We start from the raw sequence: 25,850 nt of genomic DNA, 5'->3' as shown, positions 1-25,850 counted from the left end.
TGCGGGTGTGGAGATCACCGTACGAACCGCCACCGAGCAGGACCTTCCCGCGCTGCTCGCCCTCTACCGCGAGCTGAACCCCGACGACGCGGCCCTCTCCCTGGAGGCCGCCCGGGCCGGGTGGGAGCGCATCGCGGCACAGCAGGGGCGCACCGTTCTCGTCGCCGAGGCCGGCGGGGCCGTCGTCGGGACGGCCGACAGCATCGTCATGCCGAACCTGACCCGGGGCGGGCGGGGCATCCTCTTCGTCGAGAACGTCGTGGTCGCCGAAGCCGGGCGCCGCCGGGGCGTCGGGCGGCGGCTGCTGGACGCGGTGGTGGGCATCGCGGAGGAAGCAGGTTGCTACAAGGTGCAGTTGCTGGCTGCCGATGACGCGTACGTGCACACGTTCTACGCGTCGTGCGGCTTCGAGCCGCGGGCCCAGGGGTTCCGGCGCTACCTCGCGCGCGAGGCGTGACCCGCCGCGCCGTTCAGCCGTCCGCGCCGAAGCGGTCCGGGGCCAGCGTCCTGAGCAGGGCGTTGACCACCAGGTCCGTCGAAGCGGCCATGTCCACGGCGCCGGGGGCCAGCAGCCACTGGACCTGGAGGCCGTCCATCACGGCGATGACGGCGTCGGCAGCGTGCTCGACCTTGTCCGACCCGTCGTCGGGGAGGCCGCACGCCTCGCGGAGGGCGTCGGCGACGAGGCCCCGCAGTCCGTCGTAGCGGTCCCGGAAGTAGTCCTGCGCCGGGTGGTCGTCCGTGACGGACTCCGCCGACAGCACGGCGTACAGGCGGACGATGCCCTCGCGTTCGGCGTTGCGGGTCGCCGTGTCGACCAGGTGGCGCAGGAAGGCCAGGCCCTGCGGGCGGTCCGGGCCCAGCTGCTGGATGTCCGACTGGTCGCGCAGTTCGAGGACGCTGGTGAGCAGGAGCGCCTTGGACCGGAAGTAGTGCAGGACACCGGCCTGGGTGAGGCCGACCCGGTCGGCGATCTCGGCGAGCGAGGCGTTGTTGTAGCCACGGGCGGCGAACGTGTCCATCGCGATGTGCAGGATGTCCCGCTGCCGCTGCTGGGCTTCCGGGCTCCTGGGCGTGCGGGGCTTTGCCGACCTGCCGGGCCTGCCTGCTGACTGGTTGCTCACCGGCACAGCTTAGACCGGGCGGAACGGGGGGCAACGAGTGCGTCGGGGCCGCTGACCTGGGGGCGCCGGGGCGCGTGAACCGCCCCGCACCAATGCGCGTACGACTACTTACTAACCACTTAGTGGGTGTGCTTTCATATCGCCGTCGTCCACGGAACCGCGCCCCGCCACGGTGTCCGAGGGACGCCATGTCCTCCCCCAGGCATGACCGAAGGAGAGCCGCACATGTCCCACGACACTTCCCCGCGCCCATGGGCACGCGCCGCAGGCGCGGCCCTGGCGATGGCCGTCGCGGCCGTCGGCCTGGCAGGCGGCGGTACGGCCGCGCAGGCCGCCGACCCCACCGCCCAGGTATGGGTCACCACCCCTGACGGCGCCAAGAAGCTGTCCGCCGAGGGCACCGTCGCCTTCACGGGCTCGCCGCAGAGCGTCGACATCCGCGTCGACGCCACCAGCAAGGGCCAGCGGTTCACCGGGGCGGGCGCCTCGGTCACCGGGGCCTCGGCCCACCTCATCCAGGGCCTGTCGCAGGACAAGCGGAACGCGCTGATGGCCTCGCTGTTCTCGTCGGCCGGTGACGGCATCGGGCTCAGCTATCTGCGCCAGCCGCTCGGCAGTAGCGACTTCAACGCCGACAGCAGCCTCTACACGTACGAGGACACCCCCGGTTCGTTCTCCATCGACCGGGACAAGGCCGAGATCATCCCGGTCCTGAAGCAGGCCACTTCGGTCAACCCGGCCATCCGCTTCATGGGCACCCCCTGGTCGCCGCCCGCCTGGATGAAGACCAACAACGCCCTGAACGGCGGCAGTCTCAAGACCGACAGCTACCAGGCGTACGCCGACTACCTGGTCGAGGCGATCAAGGCGTACGGGCAGCAGGGCATCACGCTGACCGACCTCACCGTGCAGAACGAGCCCGAGTTCGCGGCGAGTTACCCCTCGATGACCATGACGGCGTCCCAGCAGGCGGACTTCTTCAAGGTGCTCGACCGGACGCTGACGGCGGCGAACCTGCCGACGAACCTGCTCGCCTTCGACCACAACTGGGACCACCCGAACTACCCGTTGGAGGTGTTCAACGGGACCCCGGGCATGAGCCGGGTGATCGGTGCCGCGTTCCACTGCTACGGCGGCGCCCCCTCCGCCCAGCAGCAGGTCGTCGACGCCGGGAAGCGGGTGTTCTTCACCGAGTGCTCCGGTACGGAGAGCGCCGACCGGTCCACCACGTTCGCCGACACCCTCAAGTGGCACGCCGAGAACCTCGTCGTGCAGAACATGCGCAACGGCGGCGAGACGGTCATCGACTGGAACCTGGCCCTGGACCAGAACGGCGGCCCGCACCAGGGTGGTTGTTCGGACCGTTGCAACGGTGTCGTGGAGATCGCGAACGGCAATGTGACGCGCAACGCCGAGTACTACGTCCTGGGCCAGCTCGCCAAGTTCGTCAAGCCCGGCGCCACCCGCATCGGCTCGACCAGCCAGGGCAGCGGCGGCGTGGAGAACGTCGCCTTCCAGAACGCGGACGGCACCCGTGCCGCGTACGTCGTCAACTCGGCCACGAGCGCGCAGAAGTTCTCGCTGACCGACAACGGCAGGTCGCTGGTCTACACGCTGCCCGCGGGGGCGGTCGCCACCTTCGTGTGGAGCGGCACCGACGGCGGCACCACGGAGCCGCCCGCGGGCTCCATCGACTCGTCCGCCTGGTACCGGGTGAAGAACGCCAACAGCGGTGCCTGCCTGGACGCCGCCGACTGGGGCACCGCCGACGGCACCGCGCTCCAGCAGTGGAGCTGCACCACCGGCGCCAACCAGGGCTGGCAGTTCCGGTCCGCGGGTGACGGCACCTACCAGGTCGTCAACCGCCACAACAGCAAGGTGTGGGACGTCGACGGCGGCCCCGCCGCGACCGCGTCCGGCACCCGGGTACACCTGTGGTCGTACGTGGGCGGCACCAACCAGCAGTGGCGGGCGGAGCCTTCCGGCGCGGCCGGCCGCTACCGCTTCGTCGCCCGCAACAGCGGCAAGTGCCTGGCCGTGGACGGGGGATCCACCGCGAACGGGGCGCACCTCTCGCAGCAGCCGTGCGACGGATCAGCGGCGCAGACGTTCTCGCTGGAGAGCTGAGCACCCTCGCACGGTGCCCCCGTGAGCGGCACGCTCGCGGGGGCACCGTGCGTACGCCGCCGGACCCGCCCTGCGGCGGACGGCGCTACTTCCGAAACACGCGCTAGCCGAGACCGCGGTGGGCGGCCCACAGCGTGCCGGCGCGGCTCGCCCCTTCGGCGATCAGGGCCGCCAGTTCGGGCCGGTCGGGCACCGGGAACGAGACGTACGCGCCACGTCCGCCCGCCACCGGACGCCCGTACGCCTTCGCGGCGAGGCGGCCGTCGGGGAGCAGGCGGATGTTGAGGGTGGTCAGCTGGAAATCCGTCCCGCGCCGGGTGTCGGTCCAGCGGAGCTCCGCCGGAATGGTGATGTTGACGGCCAGCGCGCTCACTTCCAGGTCTCCGCTCATCCCCGCATGATCCCATGTGCCTCCGCGCGCCGGGGCATGCGGCGCAATGCGCGTGGGCTGCCGTGCTCCCGGGGGTCTCCGCACGCTCTACCGGGGCGCACGGGCGGCGGAAATGATGAGCACACCGCAGGTCAACCTGGTGATCCGCACCACTGCGGTGGAAGGAGCCCATGGTGTTGCTTCTCATCTCTCCGGACAGCGTCGAGGAAGCCGTCGACTGCGCCAAGGCGGCCGAGTACCTCGACATCGTCGATGTGAAGAAGCCCGACGAGGGGTCGCTCGGCGCCAACTTCCCCTGGGTCATCAGGGAGATCCGCGAGGCGGTCCCGGCCGGCAAGCCGGTCTCCGCGACCGTGGGCGATGTCCCGTACAAGCCCGGCACGGTGGCCCAGGCCGCGCTGGGGGCCGTCGTCTCGGGTGCCACGTACATCAAGGTCGGGCTCTACGGGTGCACAACCCCCGACCAGGGAATCGAGGTGATGCGGGCGGTCGTGCGGGCGGTGAAGGACCACCGTCCCGAAGCGCTGGTCGTCGCCTCGGGCTATGCCGACGCCCACCGCGTCGGATGCGTCAACCCGCTCGCGCTGCCCGACATCGCGGCCAGGTCCGGCGCCGACGCGGCCATGCTGGACACGGCGATCAAGGACGGCTCACGGCTCTTCGACCACGTGCCGCCGGACGTCTGCGCCGAGTTCGTCGGCCTCGCCCACGCCTCCGGGCTGCTCGCGGCTCTCGCGGGCAGCGTCAAGCAGGCGGACCTCGCCACGCTGACCCGCATCGGCACGGACATCGTGGGGGTGCGCGGGGCGGTCTGCGAGGGCGGCGACCGCAACGCAGGAAGGATTCAGCCGCATCTGGTGGCCGCGTTCCGGGCGGAAATGGACCGGCACGCCCGCGAGTTCGCGGCCGACGTCACCGTCGCGGGCTGACCGCCGGGATGCCGGCCTTCGACGCGGTGGAGCGCGGCCGTGGCACGTGGTTCGCCGTGGCCGACCCGGCCACCGGGGAGACCTGCGGCGAGGCCCCCGACATGCGGCCCGACGAGCTGGACGCGGTGATCGGCCGGGCGCACCGGGCCTGGTCCGGGTGGCGGGCCGACGCCGCCGCCCGCACACACGCACTGCTCGGCGCGGCGGACGCCGTGGAGGCGGCCGGTGACGGCCTGGCGCGGCTGCTCACCCGGGAGCAGGGCAAGCCGCTGGCCGAGTCGCACGCGGAGGTCGCCCGGACCGCGGCCCGGCTGCGGTACTTCGCGGACCTGGCCCCCAGGACGCGGCGGATCAGCGACGGACGGCCCGTGCGCAGCGAGGTCCGCTGGCGTCCCGTCGGACCGGTCGCCGCGATCGTGCCGTGGAACTTCCCGATCCAGCTGGCGGCGGCGAAGTTCGCGCCCGCGCTCGCGGCGGGCAACACCATGGTCCTCAAACCGTCCCCGTACACCCCGCTCGCCACCCGGCTGCTGGGGTCCGTTCTCGCGGCCGCCCTGCCCGATGACGTGCTGACCGTCGTCACCGGGCGCGAACCCCTCGGGGCCCGGCTGGCGTCGCATCCGGGCATCCGCCACGTCACGTTCACCGGTTCGGTGCCCACCGGGCGGGCGGTCGCCGAGGGGGCGGCGGCCTCCCTTGCCCGGGTCACCCTGGAACTGGGCGGGAACGACGCGGCCGTCCTGCTGGACGACGTCGATGTGGAGGAGGTGGCGGACCGGCTGTTCTGGGCGGCGTTCCGCAACTGCGGGCAGGTCTGCATGGCCGTCAAGCGGGTGTACGCCCCCGCCCGGCTGCACGCGGAGGTGGTCGAGGCGCTGGCCGTGCGGGCGAAGTCCGTCGCGGTGGGCAGCGGCCTCGACCCGGACACCCGCATCGGCCCGGTCAACAACGCCCCGCAGCTGGCCCGGGTGGGGGAGCTCACCGCACGGGCCCTGGCCGACGGCGCCCGGGCCGCGGCCGGCGGACACCGGCTGGACGGGCCCGGCCACTTCTTCGCCCCGACGATCCTCACCGATGTGCCGCCCGGCAGTGCGGTGGTGACGGAGGAACAGTTCGGTCCGGTCCTGCCGGTGCTGCCGTACGGGAGCGTCGACGAGGCGGTCGACGCGGCCAACAGCACCGGCTTCGGGCTCGGCGGCTCCGTCTGGGGCACCGATCCCGACCGGGCGGAGGAGGTGGCGGACCGGCTGGAGTGCGGCACGGCCTGGATCAACCATCACGCGGAACTGTCGCTCGCCCAGCCGTTCGCCGGGATCAAGGACAGCGGGGTCGGCGTCGCGGGCGGGCCGTGGGGGCTGTACGGAAATCTGCGGCCCTTCGTCGTCCACCGCCCGGAGGAGCCATGACCAGGAGATTCCGGGCGGCGGTGCTGCGCGGGTACGAGGAGCCGTTCGCGGTCGAGGACGTCGTCCTGCGGACGGAGCCCGCCCCCGGTGAGCTGCTGGTGGAGATCGCGGGCGCCGGGATGTGCCGGACCGACCTGGCGGTGCGCCGGTCCGCCGGGCGCAGCCCGCTGCCGGCGGTCCTCGGCCACGAGGGGGCAGGGGTCGTCGTGGGGTCGGGCGGCGGGCCCGGTACGGAGACCGGCGTCGGCGACCACGTGGTGCTGAGCTTCGACTCCTGCGGGCACTGCCGGAACTGCCGGGGTGCGGCCCCCGCGTACTGCGACTCCTTCGCCGCCCTCAACCTGTTCGGCGGGCGTGCGCAGGAGCCGGCCCGGCTCGGCGACGCGGACGGGAAGGCGCTGGCGCCCCGGTGGTTCGGCCAGTCCTCGTTCGCCGAGTACGCACTCGTGTCCGCCCGCAACGCGGTCCGCGTCGATCCCGCGCTCCCCCTCGAACTGCTAGGGCCGCTCGGCTGCGGCTTCCTCACCGGGGCCGGGGCGGTGCTGAACACCTTCCGCGCCGGTCCTGCCGATCCGCTGGTGGTCCTCGGCGCCGGGGCGGTGGGGCTGGCCGCGGTCATGGCTGCGGGGGCGGCCGGTGTACCGGTCGTGGCGGTGGACCTGCTGCCGGAGCGGCTGGAGCTCGCCGAGCGGTTCGGGGCGGTCCCGCTGTCCGCCGACGCGGCCGGGCTGCCGGAGCGCGTCCGCCGGCTGACGGACGGCGGCGCGCGGTACGCGCTGGACACGACGGCGTCGCCCGCCCTGATCAACGACGCGCTCCGGGCGCTGCGCCCGACCGGGACGCTGGGCCTGGTGGCGCGGCTGCACAGCGCCCTGCCACTGGAGCCGGGCACACTGGACCGGGGCCGGAGCGTCCGCCACATCTGCGAGGGGGACGCGGTGCCGGGGCTGCTGATCCCCGTACTGACGGAGCTGTGGCGGGCCGGGCGCTTCCCCTTCGACCAGCTGATCCGTACCTATCCCCTGGCCGACGTCAACGAGGCCGAACGCGACTGCGAAGCGGGCCGGGTGGTCAAACCCGTCCTGATCCCGGAGGGAAGAAGCCGATGAACGACGCATCCGGTACGACGCACCAGGACCTGGCGGTGGAAGGCGTGGACGGGGGTGTGGGGCTGACCGCGCTGCTGGTCGCCGCCGCCCGCGCGATCGAGACCCGCCGCTGTGACAGCCTGGCCCGCGACATCTACGCCGAGCACTTCGTCCGGGCCGCTCCCGCGTGCGCCGGGTGGCCGGTACGCATCGAGCAGGTGCCCGACGGGGACGCGAACGCGTTGTGGGGCCGGTTCGCCCGCTACTTCGGGCTGCGGACCCGGGTCCTGGACGACTTCGTCGTGCGGTCGGTGCTCGCGGGCGCCCGCCAGGTGGTGCTCCTGGGGGCCGGGCTGGACACCCGGGCGTTCCGGCTCGACTGGCCGTCCGACTGCGTCTTCTTCGAGGTCGACCGGGCGGGTGTGCTGGCCTTCAAGCACCAGGTGCTGACAGATCTGCCGGCCGCGCCGAAGGTGAGCCGCGTGCTCGTGCCGGCCGACCTGCGCGACGACTGGGTCACCGCGCTGACCGCGTCGGGCTTCGACCCGGCGGCGCCGAGCGTCTGGCTGGCGGAAGGGCTGCTGTTCTACCTGCCGGGCCCGGCAGAAACGTATCTCGTGGACACCGTCGACCTGCTGGCCGCCGAGGGCAGCGCGCTGGCCTTCGAGGCGAAGCTGGAGGCGGACCTCCTGGCGTACCGGGACAGCGCGATCTACACGGCGACGCGCGAGCAGATCGGCATCGACCTGCTCGGCCTCTTCGACAAGGGCCCGCGCCCCGACTCGGCGGGCCGGCTCGCCGCGCGGGGCTGGTCCGCGTCGACGCACACGCCCTTCGAGTTCACCCGCCGCCACGGGCGCGGCCCCCTGCCGGAGCCGAACGACGCGTTGGAGGGGAACCGGTGGGTGTTCGCGTACCGGCGCCGGATCTAGGGCGTGCCGGTCAGGGGCCTACGGCAACTCGCGCGTGAGCCAGACGACTTCGCCGTTCTCCTCCATGGAGAGGTGGTCCCGTACGAAGTCGAGCTTCTCCAGGACGCGGAGCGAGGGCGCGTTCCAGGTGGCCACGGTCGACCAGAGCCGCCGCCGCCCGGTCGCGGCGGCGGCACCGAGCACGGCGCGGGCGGCCTCGGTGGCGTAGCCCTTGTTGTGCACACGACGGAAGAGCTCGTAGGCGATCTCGGGTTCCTCCAGGGTGGAGCGGCCGGTGATCAGCCCGCAGTATCCGATGAAGTCGCCCTCGTCACGGCGCTGGACGGGCAGGAGCGCGATGCCGGAGTTCTCCGTGCCTGCGAGGAGACCGCCGATGGCCTTGCGGGCGCGCTCCACGGTGTACTCCTTCTCGCCGCGTTCGCAGAGGAGTTCACTGAATTCGCGGGCATCGGACTCGGCCCACGGGCGCAGGATCAGCCGCTCGGTCTCCAGGTGGTACGGCATGGTCGCGTAGGTCGGCATGCCCCTACTCTGCCGCACGGCCGCCCGCCTTCCGGCGAGGCCGGGTCTCCGGGGCGGAGGCGAGCCGGAGGGCGCGGCCGGTCAGCGAGGTGTCGTCGCCGAGGAGGGCGGCGGGGGTGCCGGTGAAGACGATCCGGCCGCCGTCGGTGCCCGCGCCGGGCCCGATGTCGATGACGTGGTCGGCGCGGGCGACCACGCGGAGGTTGTGCTCGACCACGACGAGCGTGGCACCGGCCTCCAGGAGGTCGTCGAAGAGCAGGTTGATCCGGTCCACGTCGCTGGGGTGCAGTCCGGTGGTCGGCTCGTCCAGGACGATCCGCTCGCCGGCCATGTCGTCCACGCCGTTGAGGTGGCGCGCCAGGAGAAGGCGCTGCTTCTCGCCGCCGGAGAGGGTGTCGAGGGACTGGCCGACGGCGATGTAGCCGAGGCCGACGCGTTGCTGCCAGGACATCGCCGCGACGATCTCCGGGTCGTCGGGGAACTGGTCCGCGAGTTCGTGTGCGGCCATGGAGAGCACGTCGGCGATGGTGCTGCCGCGTACCGTGACGGCGAGGGCGGTGTCGTTGAAGCGCAGGCCCCCGCAGACGTCGCACGGCGTGGAGATGTCGTCCAGGAACGCCAGCTCGGTGGTGAGGTGGCCCTTGCCCCGGCAGGCGGGGCAGGCGCCCTTGGAGTTGAAGCTGAACCAGGACGGGTCCAGGTCCGACGCCCGGGCGAACGCACCCCGGACGTGGTCGGCGACGCCGAGGATGGACAGCGAGGTGGACCGCTGCCCGCCGCGCAGCGGGTCCTGGCCCACGACGGTGAACTCGGGGTACTGGGAGGGGAGTTCCCGGGTGGCCAGGGAGCTCTTGCCGGAGCCGGCGACTCCGGTGACGGCGGTGAGGACGCCGAGCGGGATCTCGGCGTCGAAGCCGGTCAGGTTGTTGGCCCGGGCCTTCCGGACGACGGCGGAGCCCTGCCAGGGGCGGGCGGTGGTCACGACCTCCAGAGGGGTGCCGAGCAGCCGCCCGGTCACGGTTCCGCTCGTACGCAGCGCGCCCGGCGTGCCCTCGAACTCGATCCGCCCGCCGTCGGCCCCGGCGCCCGGGCCGACATCGATGACGTGGTCCGCGATGTCGATCATCTGCCCGTGGTGCTCGACCACCAGCACGGTGTTGCCCGAGTCCCGCAGCCGGAGCAGCATCTGGGTGAGGAGGTGGACGTCCACGGGGTGCAGGCCGACCGAGGGCTCGTCGAACACATAGGTGACGTCGGTGAGGGCGCTGCCCAGGTGGCGGACGATCTTCACACGCTGAGCCTCGCCGCCGGAGAGGGTGGACGAGGTCCGGTCCAGGGAGAGGTAGCCCAGGCCGACGGAGCGGAGGGCGTCGAGCGTGGCGCGGATGCCGTCGAGCGCGGGCTCGACGCGCGGGTCGTGGGTGTCCGCCAGCAGTTCCCGTAGCCGGGTGACCGACATGGCCGACCAGTCCGCGAGGGAACGGCCGTCGATCAGGCTGGCCCTGGCCGCCTCGTTGAGCCGGGTGCCGTGGCACTCCGGGCAGGTGTGGCGGGTGGTGATGCGGTCCAGTTCCTCACGGACCTGCGCGGAGATCTTCGTCGGGTGGTTCTTGACGAAGGTGTCGCGCATGCGGGTGATGACGCCGTCGAAGCGCGCGGTCTTCGGGAACTCCGGGCCCGGGTTGGGCGGTTTCAGCTGCTCGGCGTGGAGGAAGAGGTCCATCTCCTCGTCCGTGTAGTCCTTCAGCGGCTTGTCCCGGTCGAACAGACCGCTGTACGCGAACCGCTTCCACCGGTATCCGCCCCGCCGGAACAGGCTGAACCGGACGGGCCCGTCGTTGATGGACTTCTCCGGGTCGATGAGTTCGCCGGGGTCGATGTCGACCACGGTGCCGATGCCCTCGCACTCCGGGCACATCCCGGTCGGGTCGTTGAAGGAGTACGCGGGCGTGTAGCCGGCGGACGGTTCGCCGATCCGGGAGAACACGAGCCGCATCAGCGGTGCGACGTCGCAGGCGGTCGCCACGACCGAGCGGGCGTTGCCGGTGAAGCGGCGCTGGTCGATCAGCGCCGTGAAGGTGAGCCCGTCCATCGACTGGACCTCGGGGGCGGGCAGTTGTGGCAGCCGGTTGCGTACGAAGGTCGGATAGGCGTCGTTGACCAGCCGTTGGGCCTCGGCCGCGATCGTGTCCAGCACCAGCGACGACTTGCCCGAGCCGGACACCCCCGTGACGACGGTGAGCGCCTTCTTGGGGACGTCGACGGTGACGTCCCTGAGGTTGTTCGTCGCCGCGCCGACCACGCGGATCATCCCGGCCGCATGCGCATCGCTCATCAGGTGATCCTACTCAGCCGCGTGTTCCTTCACGGGTGACGGCGCCCGGCATTTCGCGTGCCGGGCGCCCCGGAGGGTCAGCCCGTGGCGGCGTTGAGGAGGTCGAGTGCGCTCTGCTGGCAGCCGTAGTCGGTGGTCCCGCCGCCGCCGTTCCAGTGCGGACCGTACTGGTCGAGGGCGTTGCGGTCGCGGTCGTGGGCGCTGTCGGCCCAGCGGGTGAGGGGTGCGGCGTACGGATGGTCGGAGAGCGCGCGGTTGAGGGTGCCGAGGCCGCGCACATAGGCGCCCTTGAAGCTGGGGCCGTCCCCGGTGCAGCCGTCGCCCTCGCCGGGTTCGCGCAGGACGCCGTCGGTCTGGAGCCGGACCGTCGACGCGTCGGCGAGGCCGCGCGCGGTCGTCAGGAGGGCCTGGTCCCCGGTTGCCCGGTGCAGTTCGGTCAGCGCGCCGAGGATGACGCCCTGGTTGTAGGTCCAGGTGGGCTGGCCGTTGTTGGCGCAGTTGCCGTCGAGGCCGTCGTTGATCATGCGGTCACCGTTGATCATGCCACTGCGCCGGAACCAGTCCCATTCGTTCTTCGCCCGCTCCAGGTACACGGTGTCGCCGGGGATGCGGTTGTGCAGGGCCGCCGTGAGGCCGAGGAAGAGTTCGTTGGTGATGGCGTTCTTGTAGTTGCCGTCGGTGTTCCACCGGACCCCGCCGCCACAGGTGCCGTTCCAGTTGGCGAACATGTGGTCCGCGTCGGCCCGGGCGGTGTCGAGGTAGCGTCGCTCCCCCGTCAGGTCGTACGCGGCGACCCAGGCGAGGCCCCACCAGCCGGTGTCGTCCAGGTACTCGTTGCGGAACTGACCGCCCTGGGCGTTGATGTTCCTCTCGTACGTGTCGGAAACGGCGTACCGGTAACTGCCCATGCCGGTGATCCGGATGTTGTCGATGACGGCGGTCAGCGCGTTGGCCGCCGTCCACCAGCCATTGCCGCCAAAGAGCTTGGTGCCCCGGTCGTACGACATCATCAGGGCGGTCGCGGCGGCGGTGCTCCTGCCGGCCGCGTTCCATGTGGTGCGGGCCCACGGGGTGCATGCGATGGCGCCGCCGCCCGCCGTCTGCCCGCAGGCGCGCAGGGCTCCGACGCCCTGGGTGTTCCAGTCGTCCACGTTGTACATCTGGGTGCGCCAGCCCCGGCCGCCGGAGGGAACGGCGGTGTCGCCCAGCTTGCTGCCCGACGCCCAGGTCCTGCCGCCGTCCATGGACCGGTCCAGCCAGACGTGGTCGCCGGCCCCGCCGTTGTCGACGGAGCCCCAGCCCATCGCGTCGGTGTCGTCGAAGTGGAGGGCGATCGTGCGGGAGCCGACGGTGGCCGTGACGGGGATCCGGTCCTGCGGACTGAGCGCCGGGTCCCGCGCGTCGCAGTACTTGTTGCACACCGCCGCCTCCGGGGCAGCGGCGGCGGGCACGGCACCCACGAGCAGTACGGACAACGTTGTCAGGGCGGCGCCGATGAGGGCCACCCGGGGGCGTGCAGGCTTCATGAAGGACTCCCGGAACGAGTGGGGGCGGCGGAGAGCGCTCCGCCGACGCACAGGAGAACGCTCTCCGACGCTAGCGATGCGCCATGGGCACGTCAATAATGCGAGCGTCGGCCGCTGGGCGGACCGCAGCCCGGCCCGTGCCCCGCCCCCTCACCCGGCGCCGGGCTCCGGCCAGCACGCGACCAGGGTGTCCACGTCCGGGAAGCGGGGGCCGCCGATCGGCTCTCTGAGCGTTTCACCGTTGAGCCAGCACACCTCGCCGGGGCTGCCGTCGCCGAGGTCGAACAGGCAGCACACTCCCCCGGCGGCCGCCGCGAGACCGGTGAACGTCTCCCGGACGGTGGCGGAGCGCTCGAACATGCGGCTCATACCCGAGGTCGCCGCCCAGAACTCGATGGACGCGTAGCCGGGGTGAGGGGTGGACGTGAAGCGGACCGTGGCGTAGATGTAGCCGACCTCCAGCCGCCCTTCGGACGGCGGTGCGTCATCGGGCAGTTCGGCGTACGCGCGTACCGCGTCGTCCAGACCGAGCATCAGGGAGGTGTCGAGTTCGAGGGTGCCGCCCGCGGAGCAGTCGACCGGGTCGCTCCGGAAGTTCGAGGTGAAGGGAAGGGCGATCAGGTCACCACCGGGCAGCGTGACGTGGAGCGGGGGACCCTCGCGATCCGGTGCGGCCAGCCCCGTCAGCGCGGCCAGCGCCCCGGCGACGTTCTGCGGGCGCAGGTAGATGTCGTAACTGTAGGTCAGCCCCATGAGCGGTGTCCTTCCCCTCGGCTCCCTCGGCCCCGCACCCTTTCATGAACGTGTTGCCGGAGCCCGCGGTTTTTCGCGGGCCGGGGTCCGTCAGGCCGGTGCGGGACGGGCCGCGTACGCCAGCGGCGGGTGCGATCGCCAGGGCGTCCGCTCCCTCGCCTGCGCACAGCCCGGTGAACAGCGCCGCCGTCGCTTCCCGGAGCCCCGGGCGTGCCAGACCGCCGCCCGGCACGTGGTCGCAGCCGGCGTCCCGTACGAGTCGGTGCACGCGCCTGACGGGGGCCCAGGTCCCGTACCACCTCGGCCCCTGCGCCTTCGAGCACGGCGACGAGGTGATGGCGGCGCAGGACGCCCGCATGGACGAGCCGGAGCGGGCGGCGCGGTCAGGGCAGGATCGAGTCGACATATCCGCCGTCGGCGCGCAGGGCGCCGCCGGTGGTGGCGGAGGCGTACGGCGAGGCGAGGTAGACGACCATGTTCGCGATCTCCTCGGGCTCGATCAGGCGTTGCAGCAGGGACTGCGGGCGGTGCCTGACCATGAACGCGTGCTGGGCCTCGTCCCAGGGGAGGTCGTCGCCGACGAGTTCCCGGACGAAGTCCTCGACGCCGCCGGTGCGGGTGGGTCCCGCGATGACGGAGTTGACCGTGACTCCGGTGCCCGCGGCCTCCTTGGCGAAGCCCCGGGAGACCGCGAGCAGCGAGGTCTTGGTCATGCCGTAGTGGATCATCTCGGCGGGGATGACCACGGCGGAGTCGCTGGCGATGTTCAGGACGCGTCCCCAGCCGTTGTCCTTCATGCCCGGCAGGTAGGCGCGGATGAGGCGGACGGCGGAGAGGACGTTGACCTCGAAGTAGCGGCGCCACTCCGCGTCCTCGATCTCCAGCGGGGCGGCGGCCCCGAAGACACCGAGGCTGTTGACCAGGATGTCGACCGCCGGGGCGGCCGCAAGGACGGCCGCGGTGCCGTCCTCGGTCGCGAGATCACCCGCCGCACCGGTGACCTCGTCGTTCCCCGAGGCGTTGCGTACGGCATGGACGGCCGCGGCGACCCGCTCCTGGCCGCGGCCGTTCACGATGACACGGGCGCCGGCGCGGGCCAGCCCGACGGCGATGGCCTCGCCGATGCCCTGGGTGGAGCCGGTGACCAGGGCGGTGCGGCCGGAGAGATCGATGTGCATGGCGGGGTCCTCCTCGCGCCGGGGCCGGTGGCACGGCCCGCGCGGTTCAGTTGAGGGTGTCGGGGTCCGGGCCCGTGCGCAGCCCCCGGTCGAAAGCGGCGATGGCGGCCAGGTCGGCGTCGGTCAGGTCGAAGCCGAAGACGTCGAGGTTCTGCCGGATGCGGGCGGGGGTGACGGACTTGGGGATGACGATGTTGCCCGTCGCCAGGTGCCAGCGCAGCACGACCTGCGCGGGGGTTACGCCGTTGGCCTGAGCGATGCGCGTGATCGCCTCGTCGTCCAGGACCGCGCCCTGCGCCAGCGGGCTCCAGGCCTCGGTCGCGATGCCGTGCTCGGCGTGGAAGGCGCGCAGCTCGGCCTGCTGGAGCCCGGGGTGCAGTTCGACCTGGTTGACGGCGGGGACGGTGCCGGTGTGCTCCATGAGCCGCCGCAGGTGGGGGACCTGGAAGTTGGAGACGCCGATCGCGCGGGCGCGGCCGTCGGCGAGGATCTTCTCCAGCGCCTTGTACGTCTCCGCGTACAGGTCCCGGGCGGGGGTCGGCCAGTGGATGAGGTAGAGGTCCACGTGGTCCAGGCCGAGCTTGTCCAGCGAGGCGTCGAAGGCGGCGAGCGCCCGGTCGTAACCCTGGTCGGCGTTCCACAGCTTGGTGGTGACGAAGAGCTCGTCGCGCGGCACGCCGGAGTCGGCGATGGCCTGGCCGACACCGCGTTCGTTGCCGTAGACCGCGGCGGTGTCGATGCTGCGGTAGCCGGCGTCCAGGGCGTGCCCGACCGCGGTGGCGGTCTCGTCGTCGGGCACCTGGAAGACGCCGAAGCCGAGCTGGGGCATGCGGACGCCGTTGTTGAGCGTGATGCGGGGCACGGAAGCCATGGGGGGTGGTCCTTTACGTGTTCGTCGTGCGCCGGGGGCCGTGCGGCGAGCCGGGGGCGACTCGCCGCACATGCATGCAAAAGCGCCTTACATGCATCGACAATACTTGCAGACGCCTACTAATGCAATCGACGGCTTCCCGCGTCGGTCACTCCCCGACGTGCAGCCCGAAGCCCGTGCGGCCCGCCGGTTCCAGGCCCTCCTTGAGATGCAGGGACGGGATCTCGTAGTCGCCGAAGTTCTGGCGGCGGTACGGGACCGGGGCGGTCGTCTCCAGCGTGAGCAGGCGCTCCCGCCACGCCTTGGCCGCTTCCGGGTAATCCGCGTCGGTCATCCGGTCGGTGCCGTACAGGACGAACGGCGGAAGCACCTCCAGGCCCGGGTAGTGGAGGATGCCGTGCTGGATCGGGAACAGCAGGTCGTCGATGGGGCCGTTGATGCCCCGGGGCCCGTAGTGGGGCTCCAGGCCTCCGACGGTCACCGACAGCAGGGCCCGGCGGCCCGCGAGGGTGCCTTCGCCGTAGCGCTCGCCGTACTTGGTGTCGCTGTGCTCGCCGACGCCGTACGCGAAGTGGTACGTGAACACGCGGTCCACCCAGCCCTTCAGGATCGCCGGCATCGTGTACCACCACAGGGGGAACTGGAAGATGACGGTGTCCGCCCACAGCAGCTTCTCCTGCTCGGCGCGCACGTCCGGGGTGAGCGTTCCGGCGTCGAAGGCGCGGCCGGAGTCGCGGGCCGGCCTGAGCGGGTCCGAGGCGTCGGGCCCGTAGTCCGCCGCGTCGACGGTGGTCTTCCAGTTCATCGCGTACAGGTCGCTCACCCGCACGTCGTGCCCGGCCGCCTCCAGGGTCGAGACCGCGAGGTCCTTGAGCGAGCCGTTGAGGGACTTGGGCTCGGGGTGGGCGTGGACGATGAGCGTCTTCATGGGAACCGCACTCCTTCGGATCGGATGGCTTCGATCCTGGAGGCCGGGGCGCCCGTTGTTCAGGGGCGCCGCTTCCGTCGGACGGGACTTCCTGGTAACGGCAGGGCCACCCTCGTGCGGGGAGGCCGTGGCCATACTGGGGGGCATGGACGATCTCGCGGGATTCCTGCGGACCCGGCGCGCCCGGGTCGACCCGGCCTCGGCCGGCATCGCCACCGACAGCCGCCGCCGGGTCGACGGGCTGCGCCGCGAAGAGGTCGCGCACCTGTCCGGAGTGAGCGTCGACTACTACGTGCGCCTGGAACAGGGGCGCGCGACGCAGCCCTCCGAACAGGTCCTCGACGCGCTCGCCCGGGTCCTCGGCCTGGACGAGACCGAGCGCGATCACCTCGACCGGCTCGCCCGGCAGCGGCGCCGGCGCGCGAAGACGCCCGGCGGGCGGGTGCGGCCGGAGCTGCTGCGCGTGCTCGACCTGGTGACCGACGCCCCCGCGCTGCTCATGGACCACCGCATGGACGTTCTCGCGGGCAACCGCCTGGCCCGGCTGCTGTACGGCCGGCCGCTGCCGGGGATGAACACCGCCCGCCACCTCTTCCTGGAGGAGACCGAGCGGGGGCTGTACGCGGAGTGGGAGCAGTGCACCCTGGACGCGGTCGGCCACCTGAGGCTCGCAGCGGGCAAGTATCCGGACGACGCGCGGCTGGCTTCGCTCATCGGGGAGCTCTCGATGGGCAGCGACCGCTTCCGACGGCTGTGGGCCCGCGCGGATGTGCGCGCCCGTACGCATGGGCGCAAGATGTACCGGCACCCGCTCGTCGGCCTGCTGGAGCTGCACCAGGAGAACTTCACCCTGGCGGACGCGCCGGGGCGGGAGATGGTCGTGCTGTCGGCGGCGCCCGGCAGCCCGGCGGAGGACGGGCTGCGGCTGCTGGCCGGGCTGGCGGCGGAGAGCGACGCCGCGCCGCCCTCCCGGCCCCGGGTCCGCGAGGACAGGCTTTAGCGCGCCGCCTCGAAGCGCGCCAGGTGGTCGTCGGTGAGCCTGACGTCCCGGGCGGCGAGCGCCTCCTCGACGTGCTGTACGCGGCTCACACCGACGATCGGGGCGATGCCCTGGTGCAGCAGCCACGCCAGGACGACCTGGTTCTTCGTCGCGGAGACCTCCTCGGCAACCTCGTCCAGGACCGCGAGCCCCCGGGTGGTGCCGGGGTGCTCGTACGTGTCGGGGAACGGCTTGTCCGGGCGCGTGTAGGAGCCCCAGAGCAGGGAGCTGTACGCCCACACATCGAGCCCTTCCGCCTCGGCGAGGTCCAGGTCCTCGGGCGTGAGGTGGCGGTGGCCGCCCTCGGCGACGGGGGTGAGCGGGCGCGGCTGGACGAGGGAGTGGCGCAGTTGCAGGGCGGTCCACGGCTCCGCGCCCTGCTCGCGGGCCAGGGACCGGGCGCGCTCGACGCGCCAGGCGGTGTGGTTCGCGGCGCCGACCCGCAACGCCACGCCCTTGGTGACCAGTTCGCCGAAGGCTCCGACCGTCTCCTCCAGGGGGACGGTGCGGTCCTCGGCGTGGGCCCACAGCAGGTCGACGTGGTCGATGCCCAGGCGTCGCAGGCTCTCGGCCAGGCCCGCGTGGACGGCGCGGGCGGAGAGACCTTCGGCGCTCTGCGGCCAGGAGTGCGGGACGAGCGGGTTCTGCCGGACCTTGGTCGCGATGCGCACGGCGTCGCGGGCGCCGGGGCGGGCCGCCAGCCAGGCACCTATGACGCGCTCACTGGCGCCGCCGACGCCGCTGGGATCGGCCCAGAAGGAGTAGCAGTTGGCGGTGTCGAGCCATTCTCCGCCCCCTGCGACGAAGGCGTCGAGGAGGGCGAAGGACGTGTCGGAGTCGACCTGGGTCCCGAAGCCCATGGTGCCCAGAACGATCCGGGGGTTCGCCTCGTTCACGTTGATGCCGTCCATGTTCGCGTGGTCCGTGTCCGTGCGGTTCATGCCCGTCATGCTCGGCGTTGAAGTGCGCTCCAGGTCAAGCCAGTCATTCGAAACCTTCAGGAGTTGTGGTGGCGGATCTCGCGGAATCGATCGAGTCGATGGAGCAACTCACCGTCGGCTGGCGGACGATGGTGCTCGACCGGGACGCCGGCGCGGATGTGAGGGACCTGCCCGGAATCGCCGTCCGCTGGGCGGACTGCGGCTTCGCGTTCTGGAACTGCGTCACCCTGACCGAGGTCGGCGCGGACGCGGCGCTGGCCGCCCGGCGCATGGCCGAGGCCGCCGACATCATGCGGGCGAAGAGCCGGCCCGGCTTCCTCTGGGTCTTCGAGGGGCTGCTCGACGCGGAGGCCCGCGCCTCGCTGGACTCGGCTGCCGAGCGGGCCGGTCTTGCGTATGCCTTTCCCGGCACGGGCATGGCGGGCGACCTGTTCCCGCTGCCCGAACCGGCGCACCCCGAGCTGGAGTTCGTCCGCGTGAGCGAGGACGAACACCTGTTGGCGTACGCCGATCTGAATTCGCGCGCGTACGGCTTCCCCCTGGACGCGGGCCGGGACGGGCTGGCGGGGGCCTCGCTGTGGAAGAGCGGGGTGCACGCCTATCTGGGGCTGCGGCAGGGTGTGCCGGTGACGTGTGCCGCGACGGTGGAGGCGGCGGGCCGGCTCTTCGTCGTGCTGGTCGCCACCGATCCGGCGTGGGAGCGCCGGGGATACGGGGAGGCGGTGACGCGCAAGGCGCTGTACGAGGGGGCCCGCGCGACCGGGCTGACCCGGGCCACCCTGCACGCGACGGCGGCGGGGGCTCCGGTGTACCCGCGGATCGGCTTCACCCCGAATTCGGCCATGCGCTTCTACGGGTTGCCGGAGTGAGGAGCCCGAACGCGCTGTCACAGAACCATGACACGCGGGGTCACAACCCGGGGCCGGGGCGGCCTGTCCAACTGGGTGAGACGACGGACCGATCCACCCGTCGTCGGCGGGACGCGGCAACCGGCCGCGCCGCCCACACGTCCTGGGGGAAAACCTTGAACACCGTCGCACGCAGCCTGCGTTCGTCCGCCGTCGCCTCGGCCGCCGGCCTGCTCCTGACCCTCACCGGAGCCGCTCTGGCCCCGGCCGCCCTGGCCGACGACAGCGGGATGCCCACGCTCGCCGTCTCCACCGACGCACCCGCGATGATCGGAGGCGGCGGTCTGCCGGTCGCCTTCACCACCACGGCGTCCAACACCGGCCCGAACGACACCTCGTCGGCGCGCCTCATCTACCGCATCGACGGCGGCAACGGCCTGCCGGAGCACGCCCTGAGCCTGGAGTACCGGCTCGACGGGACGAACTGGAAGTCCGTGCCGCTGGAGATCATCGAAGGCACCGTGTACGGCGGCGAGCTGCCCGAGCAGTTCCCGCTGGCCGCCGGGAAGTCGCGGACCGTGGAGCTGCGGCTCGGCATGCCGATGGGCACCCCGCACAACGGCGCCAGCAACGGCGGCACCGACCATCTGAAGCTGACGACGATGATCTCCTACGGCGCCGCGGGGGCGGCGAACGACACCGATGTGGACGACATCGCGGTCGACGGGCTGGACACCCACCTGTCGGGGGTGCCCGCCACCGCGGTGGCGGGCGGGCCGGGGATCACCTTCACGGCCACGGTCGACAACCCGACACCGTCCGCGTACGAGAACGTGAGCGATGTGCTCATGACGAGCCGCCATGCCTCCGTCCAGGTGCTGCGCTCGGGGAAGTGGACCACGCTGAAGCCGATCACCGACAGCGCCGAACCCGATGTGTACGGCTTCAACGTCATCGGCCCGGACGTCTCCCTCAAGGCACACGGCAGCACGTCCGCGCAGGTCCGTGTGACCTACCTCAAGGACGCACCGGCCGGGAAGACCACGCTGAACCCGTGCGCGATCGTCAACGAGGGGCCGGGCACCTTCCGGGGCACGACCAGCTGCGGCAAGGGGGCCGCGGTCACCGTGAAGAAGGCGGCGGCCACCACCCCGTCCCCCTCCCCGACCGCCACCGCGTCGTCCTCCCCCACCCCGTCCGGCACCGGCACCGCCTCGACGTCGTCCGGCGTGTCCGCGCAGCTGGCCGAGACCGGGAGCGGCGGCCTCTCGGCGGCGGCGGTGGGCGCGGCGGGCCTCGTCGCGGCCGGCGCGGGCGCCCTGGGCTTCACCGCGGTGCGCCGCCGCCGCGCCCGGGTCTGACCGGACGGCGGACGGGTCCGGTCCCCGGCGGCAGGACGCCGGGGACCGGACCCGTCCGGGGTCACGCGGGGTTAGGAGGCGACGAACCGCGCGATCTGACCGAGGACGATCGTGTCCGCCAGGTACCCGATGTGGGTCTGGCACAGCACGTTGTTGTTCGTCGCACCGCTCAGCCGGGTGCTGGTGTACGGGAGGATGACGCCGTCGCACGCCGAGTACCAGGTGGCGTACTTGGTGTCACCGGGGGTCTCGTCACCGGAGCTGATCTGCGAGATGAACGAGGAACCCGGGTACATCTGCTGGCAGGTCGTGTAGATCAGGCAGGCCCCGGCGGCCGTGGTGCCGTGGTTGGCACCGGCGATGGACGCGAGGTGGCTGACACTGGTGTTGCCGCCGAGCACCTTCAGGTAGTACTGGCTGACCAGGCCGCCCATGGAGTGGTTGACGATGGCCACCTTGCTCGCCCCGGTCCTGGACTTCACGTTCTCGACGAAGGTGGCGAGGCCCTGTGCGTTGGTGATGTTGTTGCCGTAAGAGTTGTACTCGTACGCGAACAGGTTCGAGCTCGACCAGCCGTTGAGGCGGAAGACGCTCATGGCGGTGACCCAGTTGGAGGCGCTGCCGGTGTAGCCGTGGACGAAGACGACCGGGGTGCTGGTCGACAGCGGCTGCACGGCGGCGGCGCGGGCAGCCGCCGGGGCCGGCGTCTCGGCGGCACCGGCCGCGGACGCCGGGGAGAACAGGGTGAACGCGACCGCCAGGGCCGCGAAGACGCCGAGGAGCCGACGCGGTGAACGACGAGGCATGGGGCACTCCTGAGGGGGATGCGGGTTTGGGGTTGCCTGCCCGCACAAGGTGCCTGGCACGGGGTGCCCCCGCCATCGGCTAAATCACCGGTGTCGACTCCCGGTTGGGCCGGGGCGAGGAAATCGCAGACCTCGGCGCGCCCCAGCGCCGTCAGCCGACGACATGGAAGGCGTTCCCGCCCGGATCGCGGTATGTGCCCGGCCCGGCACCGGGCCGGCGGACCGTGAGCCGCACCCGTTCCCGCTCGGCCCGCGGCGCGGCGGGCGGCCCCATCACGAGCGACACCGGGGCGCCCGGGGTGCGGCGCAGTCGCACGCACCGCTCCCCGTCCTCCTCCACGGGCCAGCCGGACCAGGCCGCCCAGAAGTCCCGCTGCGCGTCGCGTTCCCCGTCGGTGACGTCGAGGCAGACCGCGACGAGCCCGGAGCCGACGCGCACGCCCGGATGCCCGGGGCGCAGGACGCAGAACTCGTTGCCTTCCGGATCGGCCAGCACGTCCCACGGCACCTCGCCCTGGCCGATGTCGGCCCGGGTCGCCCCCAGCGCGAGCAGGCGTTCGGTCTCCGCCTCCCAGCGCGGTCCGCCGGCCAGGTCGAGGTGGAGGCGGTTCTTGTGCGCCGGCTTCGGCCGGTCGACCCGTTCGCAGCGCAGCCGGAGACCACCGGTGCGGCCCCTGGTCGCGTCGTTCCAGAAGCGGGCCAGGCCCGTCACGTCGCAGGCGTCGATCACGATTCCGGTCAGCATCCCGTACCTCTGTCGTGGACGGCATCGTACGGCCAGTCTTCCCTCACCCCTCCTGCGGCGTGAACTCGCCTCCGGTGTCGGTCTTATGGACACAGCGTCCTCGGCGTGCTCTCATGCCACTTGCACTTTTCCAACGATGCACAACGAGCGGCGCGGTGCCGGACGGACCTGCCGGTCGGGGTGAGAACGGAGTCGCACATGAAACCTCCCTCCACGAGGCGGCGCAGAGGGCTGCGGCGGTGGATCGGTGGGGCCGCCGTCCTCGGGACCGCCGCCGCCATGACGGTGACGGGCACGGCGGGTCCGGCCTCGGCCGGTGCTCCGCGCAGCCGCCCCGTCCCGACGGTGACCTCGGGCGACGCCCGGTTCCAGGTCCTGTCGCCCACACTGATCCGGACCGAGTACGCGGGCGACGGGGCGTTCACCGACGAGGCGACGTTCAACGCCATCGGCCGCGGTTCCTTCACCCCGGCGGCGTACACCGCGAAAACGGCGGACGGCTGGCTCACCCTCAGGACGAGCGCGGTGACGCTGCGGTACAAGGTCGGCTCCGGGCCGTTCGACGCGAGCAACCTGTCGGTCCGGCTCAACGCGGGCGACTCCCCCGTGACCGCCACCCCCTGGCACCGCATCACCTGCCCGCCCGGAGCGCTGTGCGAGGCGGAGAACCTGCGGGCCGCGGGGGTCTCCGTGGCGTCCGACCACGACGGCTACACCGGGACCGGGTTCGCCGCCGGGTTCGAGAGCACCGGCGCCTCGCTGTCCTCTGACATCGATGTCAAGGCGGCCGGTTCCTACCGGTTCGCCGTGCGGTACGCCAATGCGCGTGGCGGCGACGGCAAGAGCGAGCCGCGCACCCTCACCCTGTCGGTGGACGGCGGTGACGATCAGCGGGTGACACTCCCGCCGACGGCGGACTGGGACAGCTGGGAGACCGCCTTCGCCGATGTCCGGCTGGACGCCGGGCACCACACGGTCGCCCTGACCCGGGGCGCGTCGGACTCCGGCAGTGTGAACGTGGACAGCGTCGCGCTGCTGGGCCGGGACGAGGCGTTCCCGCCCGCGTCCAGCACGGCGATCGCCGACTGCCGGTTCGGGGTGAGCTGTGAGGCGGAGGCCGGGCGGGTCGTCGGCGCGGCGGCCGCCGCGACCGATCACCAGGGCTTCGCCGGGAGCGGCTTCGTCGCGGAGCTCAACCAGGGTTCCTCGCTGACCACGCATGTGGTGGAGGTCCCCTCGGCCGGCACGTACACCCTGCGCGTCCGTTACGCCAACGGCCCGGGCGGCGACGGCCGGCACGAGACGCGCACCGCCACCGTGTCGGCGGGCGGCGCCACCGGCACCCTGTCGTTCCCCGCGACGGCCGACTGGGACACCTGGTCCACGGCCACCCTGCCCGTCCACCTGGCGGCGGGCGCCAATGACGTCACCCTCGCCTGCCCGGACGCGGGGAGCTGCCATGTGAACGCGGACACCGTGTCCGTCGCCGCCACCGGCGACCCGGCTCCGCAGCCGCATCTGGCCCTCGGCGGCTACCGGCGCGGCCTCGACGGCGTCACCGGCAACGGCGCGCCGCCCGTCACCACGCCCGGCCTGCTCAACCAGGACGGCTGGTACCTCCTGGACGACACCCCGTCCGCGCTCTACGACACCGCCACCCACAAGGTGACCCAGCGCTCCGAGCACGGCGGCGCCCCGTACCAGGACGGCTACCTCTTCGGCTACGGGCACGACTACAAACAGGGCCTCGGCGATCTGGCGACGCTCACCGGGCCGTCCGCGCTGCTGCCCTCCTGGGCGTACGGCGTCTGGTATTCGGAGTACATCGACCGCACGGACGCGGACTACCGGAACACCATCCTGCCCACGTTCCGGTCCGAGGGCGTGCCGTTGGACGTTCTGGTGACGGACACCGACTACAAGGCCGTCAACGCGTGGAGCGGCTGGGAGATCGACACGGCCAAGTTCCCCGACCCCAAGGGGTTCTTCGACTGGTCCGAGTCCCAGGGCCTGCACAACACGCTGAATGTGCACCCCAGCATCCTCGCCGCCGACCCGCAGTTCGCCCAGGCGCAGAAGACCGCCAAGGGCAAGCTGAAGAAGGGGAGCTGCGGAGGCGGTGCGGGGCCGGACTGCTACGTCTTCGACTTCGGCGACCCCGACCAGCTGCAGGCGTACATGGACCTGCACCGGACCATGGACGAGCAGGGCAACGACTTCTGGTGGCTGGACTGGTGCTGCGACGCGGCCCAGTCGTCGCTTCCCGGTGTGACTCCGGACGCGTGGATCAACCAGCAGTACGCGGACGCCACCGGCCGGCACCTCGACCGGCCGTTCGTCCTCTCGCGCGCCTACGGTTCGCTCCAGGCCGCCGGTTACAGCGGCCAGCAGTCCGTGCCCACCGGCCCCTGGGCCGACAAGCGCACCACGGTCCACTTCACTGGCGACACGTCGTCCACCTGGGGCACGCTGAAGTTCGAGGTGGGGTACACCCCGGCCGAGTCGGCGGCGACGGGGATGGCCAACGTCACGCATGACATCGGGGGCCACAACGACACGACGGGCCTGAAGGGTTCGGAGACGTACACCGACGGCGGCGGTACGCACACCACGACGAAGCTGCCGGACGACCTGTACGCGCGCTGGGTGCAGTTCGGCACCTTCCAGCCCGTCGACCGGCTGCACAGCAATCACAGCGACCGGCTGCCCTGGCAGTACGGCCCCGAGGCGTCGGCGTCCGCGAAGAAGTTCCTCAACCTCCGGGAGAAGCTGCTGCCGTACACGTACACGCTCGCCGAGGAGGCCAACCGGACGGGTGTGCCGATCGTCCGGCCCATGTATCTGGAGTACCCGGAGGAGCCGCAGGCGTACGAGACGGCCGGCAGCGAGTACTTCTACGGCTCCGACATGCTGGTCGCCCCGGTCACCACGCCCGGTGCCTCCGCGAAGACGTCGGTGTGGTTCCCGCCGGGGCAGTGGACGGACTACTTCACCGGCAAGACGTACGAGGGCGGCACCACCCAGGACGTCACGACGACGCTGGACACCATGCCGGTGTTCGTCAGGGCGGGCGGGATCGTCCCGAGCCGCACGCATGACGTCGCTCACGACGGGGCGGCCGGCGCGGCGGACCTCACGCTCACGATCGCCCCGGGCGGTTCCGGTTCGTTCAGCCTGTACGAGGACGACGGGGGCGCCGCGGGCAAGGCCCGGAGCACCACGACGAAGGTCTCGTACAAGGAGTCCGGCGGACGCCACACGGTGTCCATCGCCCCGGCGAAGGGGTCCTTCCGGGGCCAGGCCAAGGACCGTGCGTGGACCCTGTCGGTCAAGGCCGACCACGCGCCCGCGCGCGTCACCGCGAGCGGGACGCACCTGTCCGTTCGGGCGTACACGTGGGACGCGGGGTCCAAGACGCTGACCGTCACCCTGCCGAAGCGCAACGTGCACGCTCCGGTGACCGTGACGTACTGGTAGGAGCGGTCCGCCCCCGGTGGGAGCCGGGGGCGGACCGGTGAGCGGAGCGGATCAGCGGACTTCGAGGGTCCGCTGCTCCTTGAACGCGGCGCAGTTGGAGTTCTCCACGGACACGTACACATTGGCGATCTGGCCGCCCCAGCTGACGCAGTGGCCCTTGCCGTAGACGTAGGCCGGACCGGCGTACGACGTGTAGCTACCGTAGTCGCTCGCCGACGCGTCGGTGTCGGGGACGTAGATGTACGCCGACATGTCCTTCGCAGTGCCGGGGGTGGACCGGATCGTCACGACACAGTTCTTGCCGTTCGTCGCGTTGTACGTCAGGTAGACCGTGCCGAGGGAACCGATGGCGGCGGAGTTCACGGTCTTGTACGAACTCCCGCAGACCTTCTGCGGGGTGGTGTTGGGCGCGGCGGACGCGGTCGGGCCGAAGGCGGCCGTCGCGCCCACCATGAGGGTGGTCAGGGCCCCGGCGGTGGCGAGAGTACGGATGTTTCGCATATTTCCCCCTTGTAGTTCCAGG

General features: G+C 72.0%; 23 protein-coding genes and 1 pseudogene. 10 read left to right on the top strand and 14 right to left on the bottom strand.

Annotated elements, in window-relative coordinates; all coding sequences use genetic code 11:
- Nucleotides 1-7 precede the first annotated feature (7 nt).
- Entirely contained in the window at nt 8-457 is a 450-nt protein-coding gene (locus ACZ6C6_RS07335) for a GNAT family N-acetyltransferase (RefSeq protein ID WP_469200011.1), read from the top strand.
- Nucleotides 458-470: 13 nt separating this feature from the next.
- Here the strand turns inward: ACZ6C6_RS07335 and ACZ6C6_RS07330 are convergent, their stop codons facing one another.
- Nucleotides 471-1,124 (bottom strand): TetR/AcrR family transcriptional regulator, encoded by a 654-nt coding sequence (locus ACZ6C6_RS07330; RefSeq protein ID WP_469200009.1) that lies wholly within the window; start codon nt 1,122-1,124, stop codon nt 471-473.
- A 225-nt stretch (nt 1,125-1,349) separates the two neighbouring features.
- On the opposite strand from ACZ6C6_RS07330, the gene ACZ6C6_RS07325 reads away from it, so the two are divergent.
- Nucleotides 1,350-3,251 carry an RICIN domain-containing protein gene (locus ACZ6C6_RS07325; protein ID WP_469200007.1) on the top strand — a complete coding sequence of 634 codons (1,902 nt, stop codon included), beginning with the start codon at nt 1,350-1,352 and terminating at the stop codon, nt 3,249-3,251.
- Between the two features lie 103 nt (nt 3,252-3,354).
- Here the strand turns inward: ACZ6C6_RS07325 and ACZ6C6_RS07320 are convergent, their stop codons facing one another.
- Entirely contained in the window at nt 3,355-3,642 is a 288-nt protein-coding gene (locus ACZ6C6_RS07320) for a hypothetical protein (protein WP_469200005.1), read from the bottom strand.
- 173 nt (nt 3,643-3,815) lie between these two features.
- On the opposite strand from ACZ6C6_RS07320, the gene ACZ6C6_RS07315 reads away from it, so the two are divergent.
- Genes ACZ6C6_RS07315 through ACZ6C6_RS07300 form a run of 4 tightly spaced genes read left to right on the top strand, consistent with a single transcriptional unit; the run spans nt 3,816 to nt 7,997 of the window.
- Nucleotides 3,816-4,571: a (5-formylfuran-3-yl)methyl phosphate synthase gene (locus ACZ6C6_RS07315; protein ID WP_469200854.1), complete on the top strand. Its 756-nt coding sequence runs from the start codon at nt 3,816-3,818 to the stop codon at nt 4,569-4,571.
- Nucleotides 4,572-4,579: 8 nt separating this feature from the next.
- The gene (locus ACZ6C6_RS07310; protein WP_469200003.1) at nt 4,580-5,977 is read left to right on the top strand and encodes an aldehyde dehydrogenase family protein; all 1,398 of its coding nucleotides are present in this window, start codon (nt 4,580-4,582) and stop codon (nt 5,975-5,977) included.
- Nucleotides 5,974-7,086 (top strand): zinc-binding dehydrogenase, encoded by a 1,113-nt coding sequence (locus tag ACZ6C6_RS07305; RefSeq protein ID WP_469200001.1) that lies wholly within the window; start codon nt 5,974-5,976, stop codon nt 7,084-7,086. Before ACZ6C6_RS07310 ends, ACZ6C6_RS07305 begins: the two co-directional genes overlap by 4 nt.
- Nucleotides 7,083-7,997, top strand: coding sequence for a class I SAM-dependent methyltransferase (locus ACZ6C6_RS07300; protein ID WP_469199999.1), 915 nt, complete (start codon nt 7,083-7,085; stop codon nt 7,995-7,997). Before ACZ6C6_RS07305 ends, ACZ6C6_RS07300 begins: the two co-directional genes overlap by 4 nt.
- A gap of 18 nt (nt 7,998-8,015) precedes the next feature.
- On the opposite strand, the gene ACZ6C6_RS07295 is transcribed toward ACZ6C6_RS07300, so the two are convergent.
- The 8 genes and pseudogenes from ACZ6C6_RS07295 to ACZ6C6_RS07260 form a co-directional block, all read right to left on the bottom strand.
- The gene (locus tag ACZ6C6_RS07295; RefSeq protein ID WP_469199997.1) at nt 8,016-8,519 is read right to left on the bottom strand and encodes a GNAT family N-acetyltransferase; all 504 of its coding nucleotides are present in this window, start codon (nt 8,517-8,519) and stop codon (nt 8,016-8,018) included.
- 4 nt (nt 8,520-8,523) lie between these two features.
- On the bottom strand, nt 8,524-10,854 hold the full coding sequence (locus tag ACZ6C6_RS07290) for an excinuclease ABC subunit UvrA (protein WP_469199995.1): 2,331 nt from the start codon (nt 10,852-10,854) through the stop codon (nt 8,524-8,526).
- Between the two features lie 77 nt (nt 10,855-10,931).
- Nucleotides 10,932-12,380: a glycoside hydrolase family 76 protein gene (locus ACZ6C6_RS07285; RefSeq protein ID WP_469199992.1), complete on the bottom strand. Its 1,449-nt coding sequence runs from the start codon at nt 12,378-12,380 to the stop codon at nt 10,932-10,934.
- A gap of 150 nt (nt 12,381-12,530) precedes the next feature.
- Complete coding sequence (locus ACZ6C6_RS07280) at nt 12,531-13,133, bottom strand: hypothetical protein (RefSeq protein WP_469199990.1); 603 nt, start codon at nt 13,131-13,133, stop codon at nt 12,531-12,533.
- Nucleotides 13,134-13,223: 90 nt separating this feature from the next.
- Nucleotides 13,224-13,404: pseudogene (locus ACZ6C6_RS07275) on the bottom strand (NADP oxidoreductase); the annotation flags it as partial.
- A 112-nt stretch (nt 13,405-13,516) separates the two neighbouring features.
- On the bottom strand, nt 13,517-14,311 hold the full coding sequence (locus ACZ6C6_RS07270) for an SDR family NAD(P)-dependent oxidoreductase (protein ID WP_469199988.1): 795 nt from the start codon (nt 14,309-14,311) through the stop codon (nt 13,517-13,519).
- A gap of 46 nt (nt 14,312-14,357) precedes the next feature.
- Nucleotides 14,358-15,182, bottom strand: coding sequence for an aldo/keto reductase (locus ACZ6C6_RS07265; protein ID WP_469199986.1), 825 nt, complete (start codon nt 15,180-15,182; stop codon nt 14,358-14,360).
- A 148-nt stretch (nt 15,183-15,330) separates the two neighbouring features.
- The gene (locus ACZ6C6_RS07260) at nt 15,331-16,110 is read right to left on the bottom strand and encodes an NAD(P)H-dependent oxidoreductase (protein ID WP_469199984.1); all 780 of its coding nucleotides are present in this window, start codon (nt 16,108-16,110) and stop codon (nt 15,331-15,333) included.
- Nucleotides 16,111-16,255: 145 nt separating this feature from the next.
- Here ACZ6C6_RS07260 and ACZ6C6_RS07255 point away from each other — a divergent pair, with 145 nt between their 5' ends.
- Nucleotides 16,256-17,110, top strand: coding sequence for a helix-turn-helix transcriptional regulator (locus tag ACZ6C6_RS07255; protein WP_469199982.1), 855 nt, complete (start codon nt 16,256-16,258; stop codon nt 17,108-17,110).
- Here ACZ6C6_RS07255 and ACZ6C6_RS07250 read toward each other — a convergent pair.
- Nucleotides 17,107-18,060, bottom strand: a complete 954-nt coding sequence (locus ACZ6C6_RS07250; RefSeq protein WP_469200852.1) for an aldo/keto reductase — start codon at nt 18,058-18,060, stop codon at nt 17,107-17,109. The two genes, ACZ6C6_RS07255 and ACZ6C6_RS07250, sit on opposite strands and share 4 nt — an antisense overlap.
- 98 nt (nt 18,061-18,158) lie before the next feature.
- Between ACZ6C6_RS07250 and ACZ6C6_RS07245 the strand changes: the two genes are divergently transcribed.
- Together ACZ6C6_RS07245 and ACZ6C6_RS07240 are read left to right on the top strand one after the other, a co-directional pair.
- A complete protein-coding gene (locus tag ACZ6C6_RS07245; protein WP_469199980.1) occupies nt 18,159-18,959 on the top strand; it encodes a GNAT family N-acetyltransferase in 801 nt (266 codons plus the stop codon).
- A gap of 155 nt (nt 18,960-19,114) precedes the next feature.
- Nucleotides 19,115-20,299, top strand: coding sequence for a hypothetical protein (locus ACZ6C6_RS07240; protein ID WP_469199978.1), 1,185 nt, complete (start codon nt 19,115-19,117; stop codon nt 20,297-20,299).
- A gap of 71 nt (nt 20,300-20,370) precedes the next feature.
- Here ACZ6C6_RS07240 and ACZ6C6_RS07235 read toward each other — a convergent pair whose 3' ends face one another.
- Both ACZ6C6_RS07235 and ACZ6C6_RS07230 read right to left on the bottom strand, forming a co-directional pair.
- The gene (locus ACZ6C6_RS07235) at nt 20,371-21,105 is read right to left on the bottom strand and encodes an esterase/lipase family protein (RefSeq protein WP_469199976.1); all 735 of its coding nucleotides are present in this window, start codon (nt 21,103-21,105) and stop codon (nt 20,371-20,373) included.
- Between the two features lie 151 nt (nt 21,106-21,256).
- A complete protein-coding gene (locus ACZ6C6_RS07230; RefSeq protein ID WP_469199975.1) occupies nt 21,257-21,850 on the bottom strand; it encodes a VOC family protein in 594 nt (197 codons plus the stop codon).
- A gap of 279 nt (nt 21,851-22,129) precedes the next feature.
- Between ACZ6C6_RS07230 and ACZ6C6_RS07225 the strand changes: the two genes are divergently transcribed.
- The gene (locus ACZ6C6_RS07225; protein ID WP_469200849.1) at nt 22,130-25,327 is read left to right on the top strand and encodes a TIM-barrel domain-containing protein; all 3,198 of its coding nucleotides are present in this window, start codon (nt 22,130-22,132) and stop codon (nt 25,325-25,327) included.
- A gap of 51 nt (nt 25,328-25,378) precedes the next feature.
- Here the strand turns inward: ACZ6C6_RS07225 and ACZ6C6_RS07220 are convergent, their stop codons facing one another.
- Nucleotides 25,379-25,828 carry a spore-associated protein gene (locus ACZ6C6_RS07220; protein ID WP_469199973.1) on the bottom strand — a complete coding sequence of 150 codons (450 nt, stop codon included), beginning with the start codon at nt 25,826-25,828 and terminating at the stop codon, nt 25,379-25,381.
- Nucleotides 25,829-25,850 lie beyond the last annotated feature (22 nt).

The organism is Streptomyces sp. NPDC041814 (genome assembly GCF_055590565.1).
This window is presented reverse-complemented; position numbering and strand designations above follow the sequence as displayed.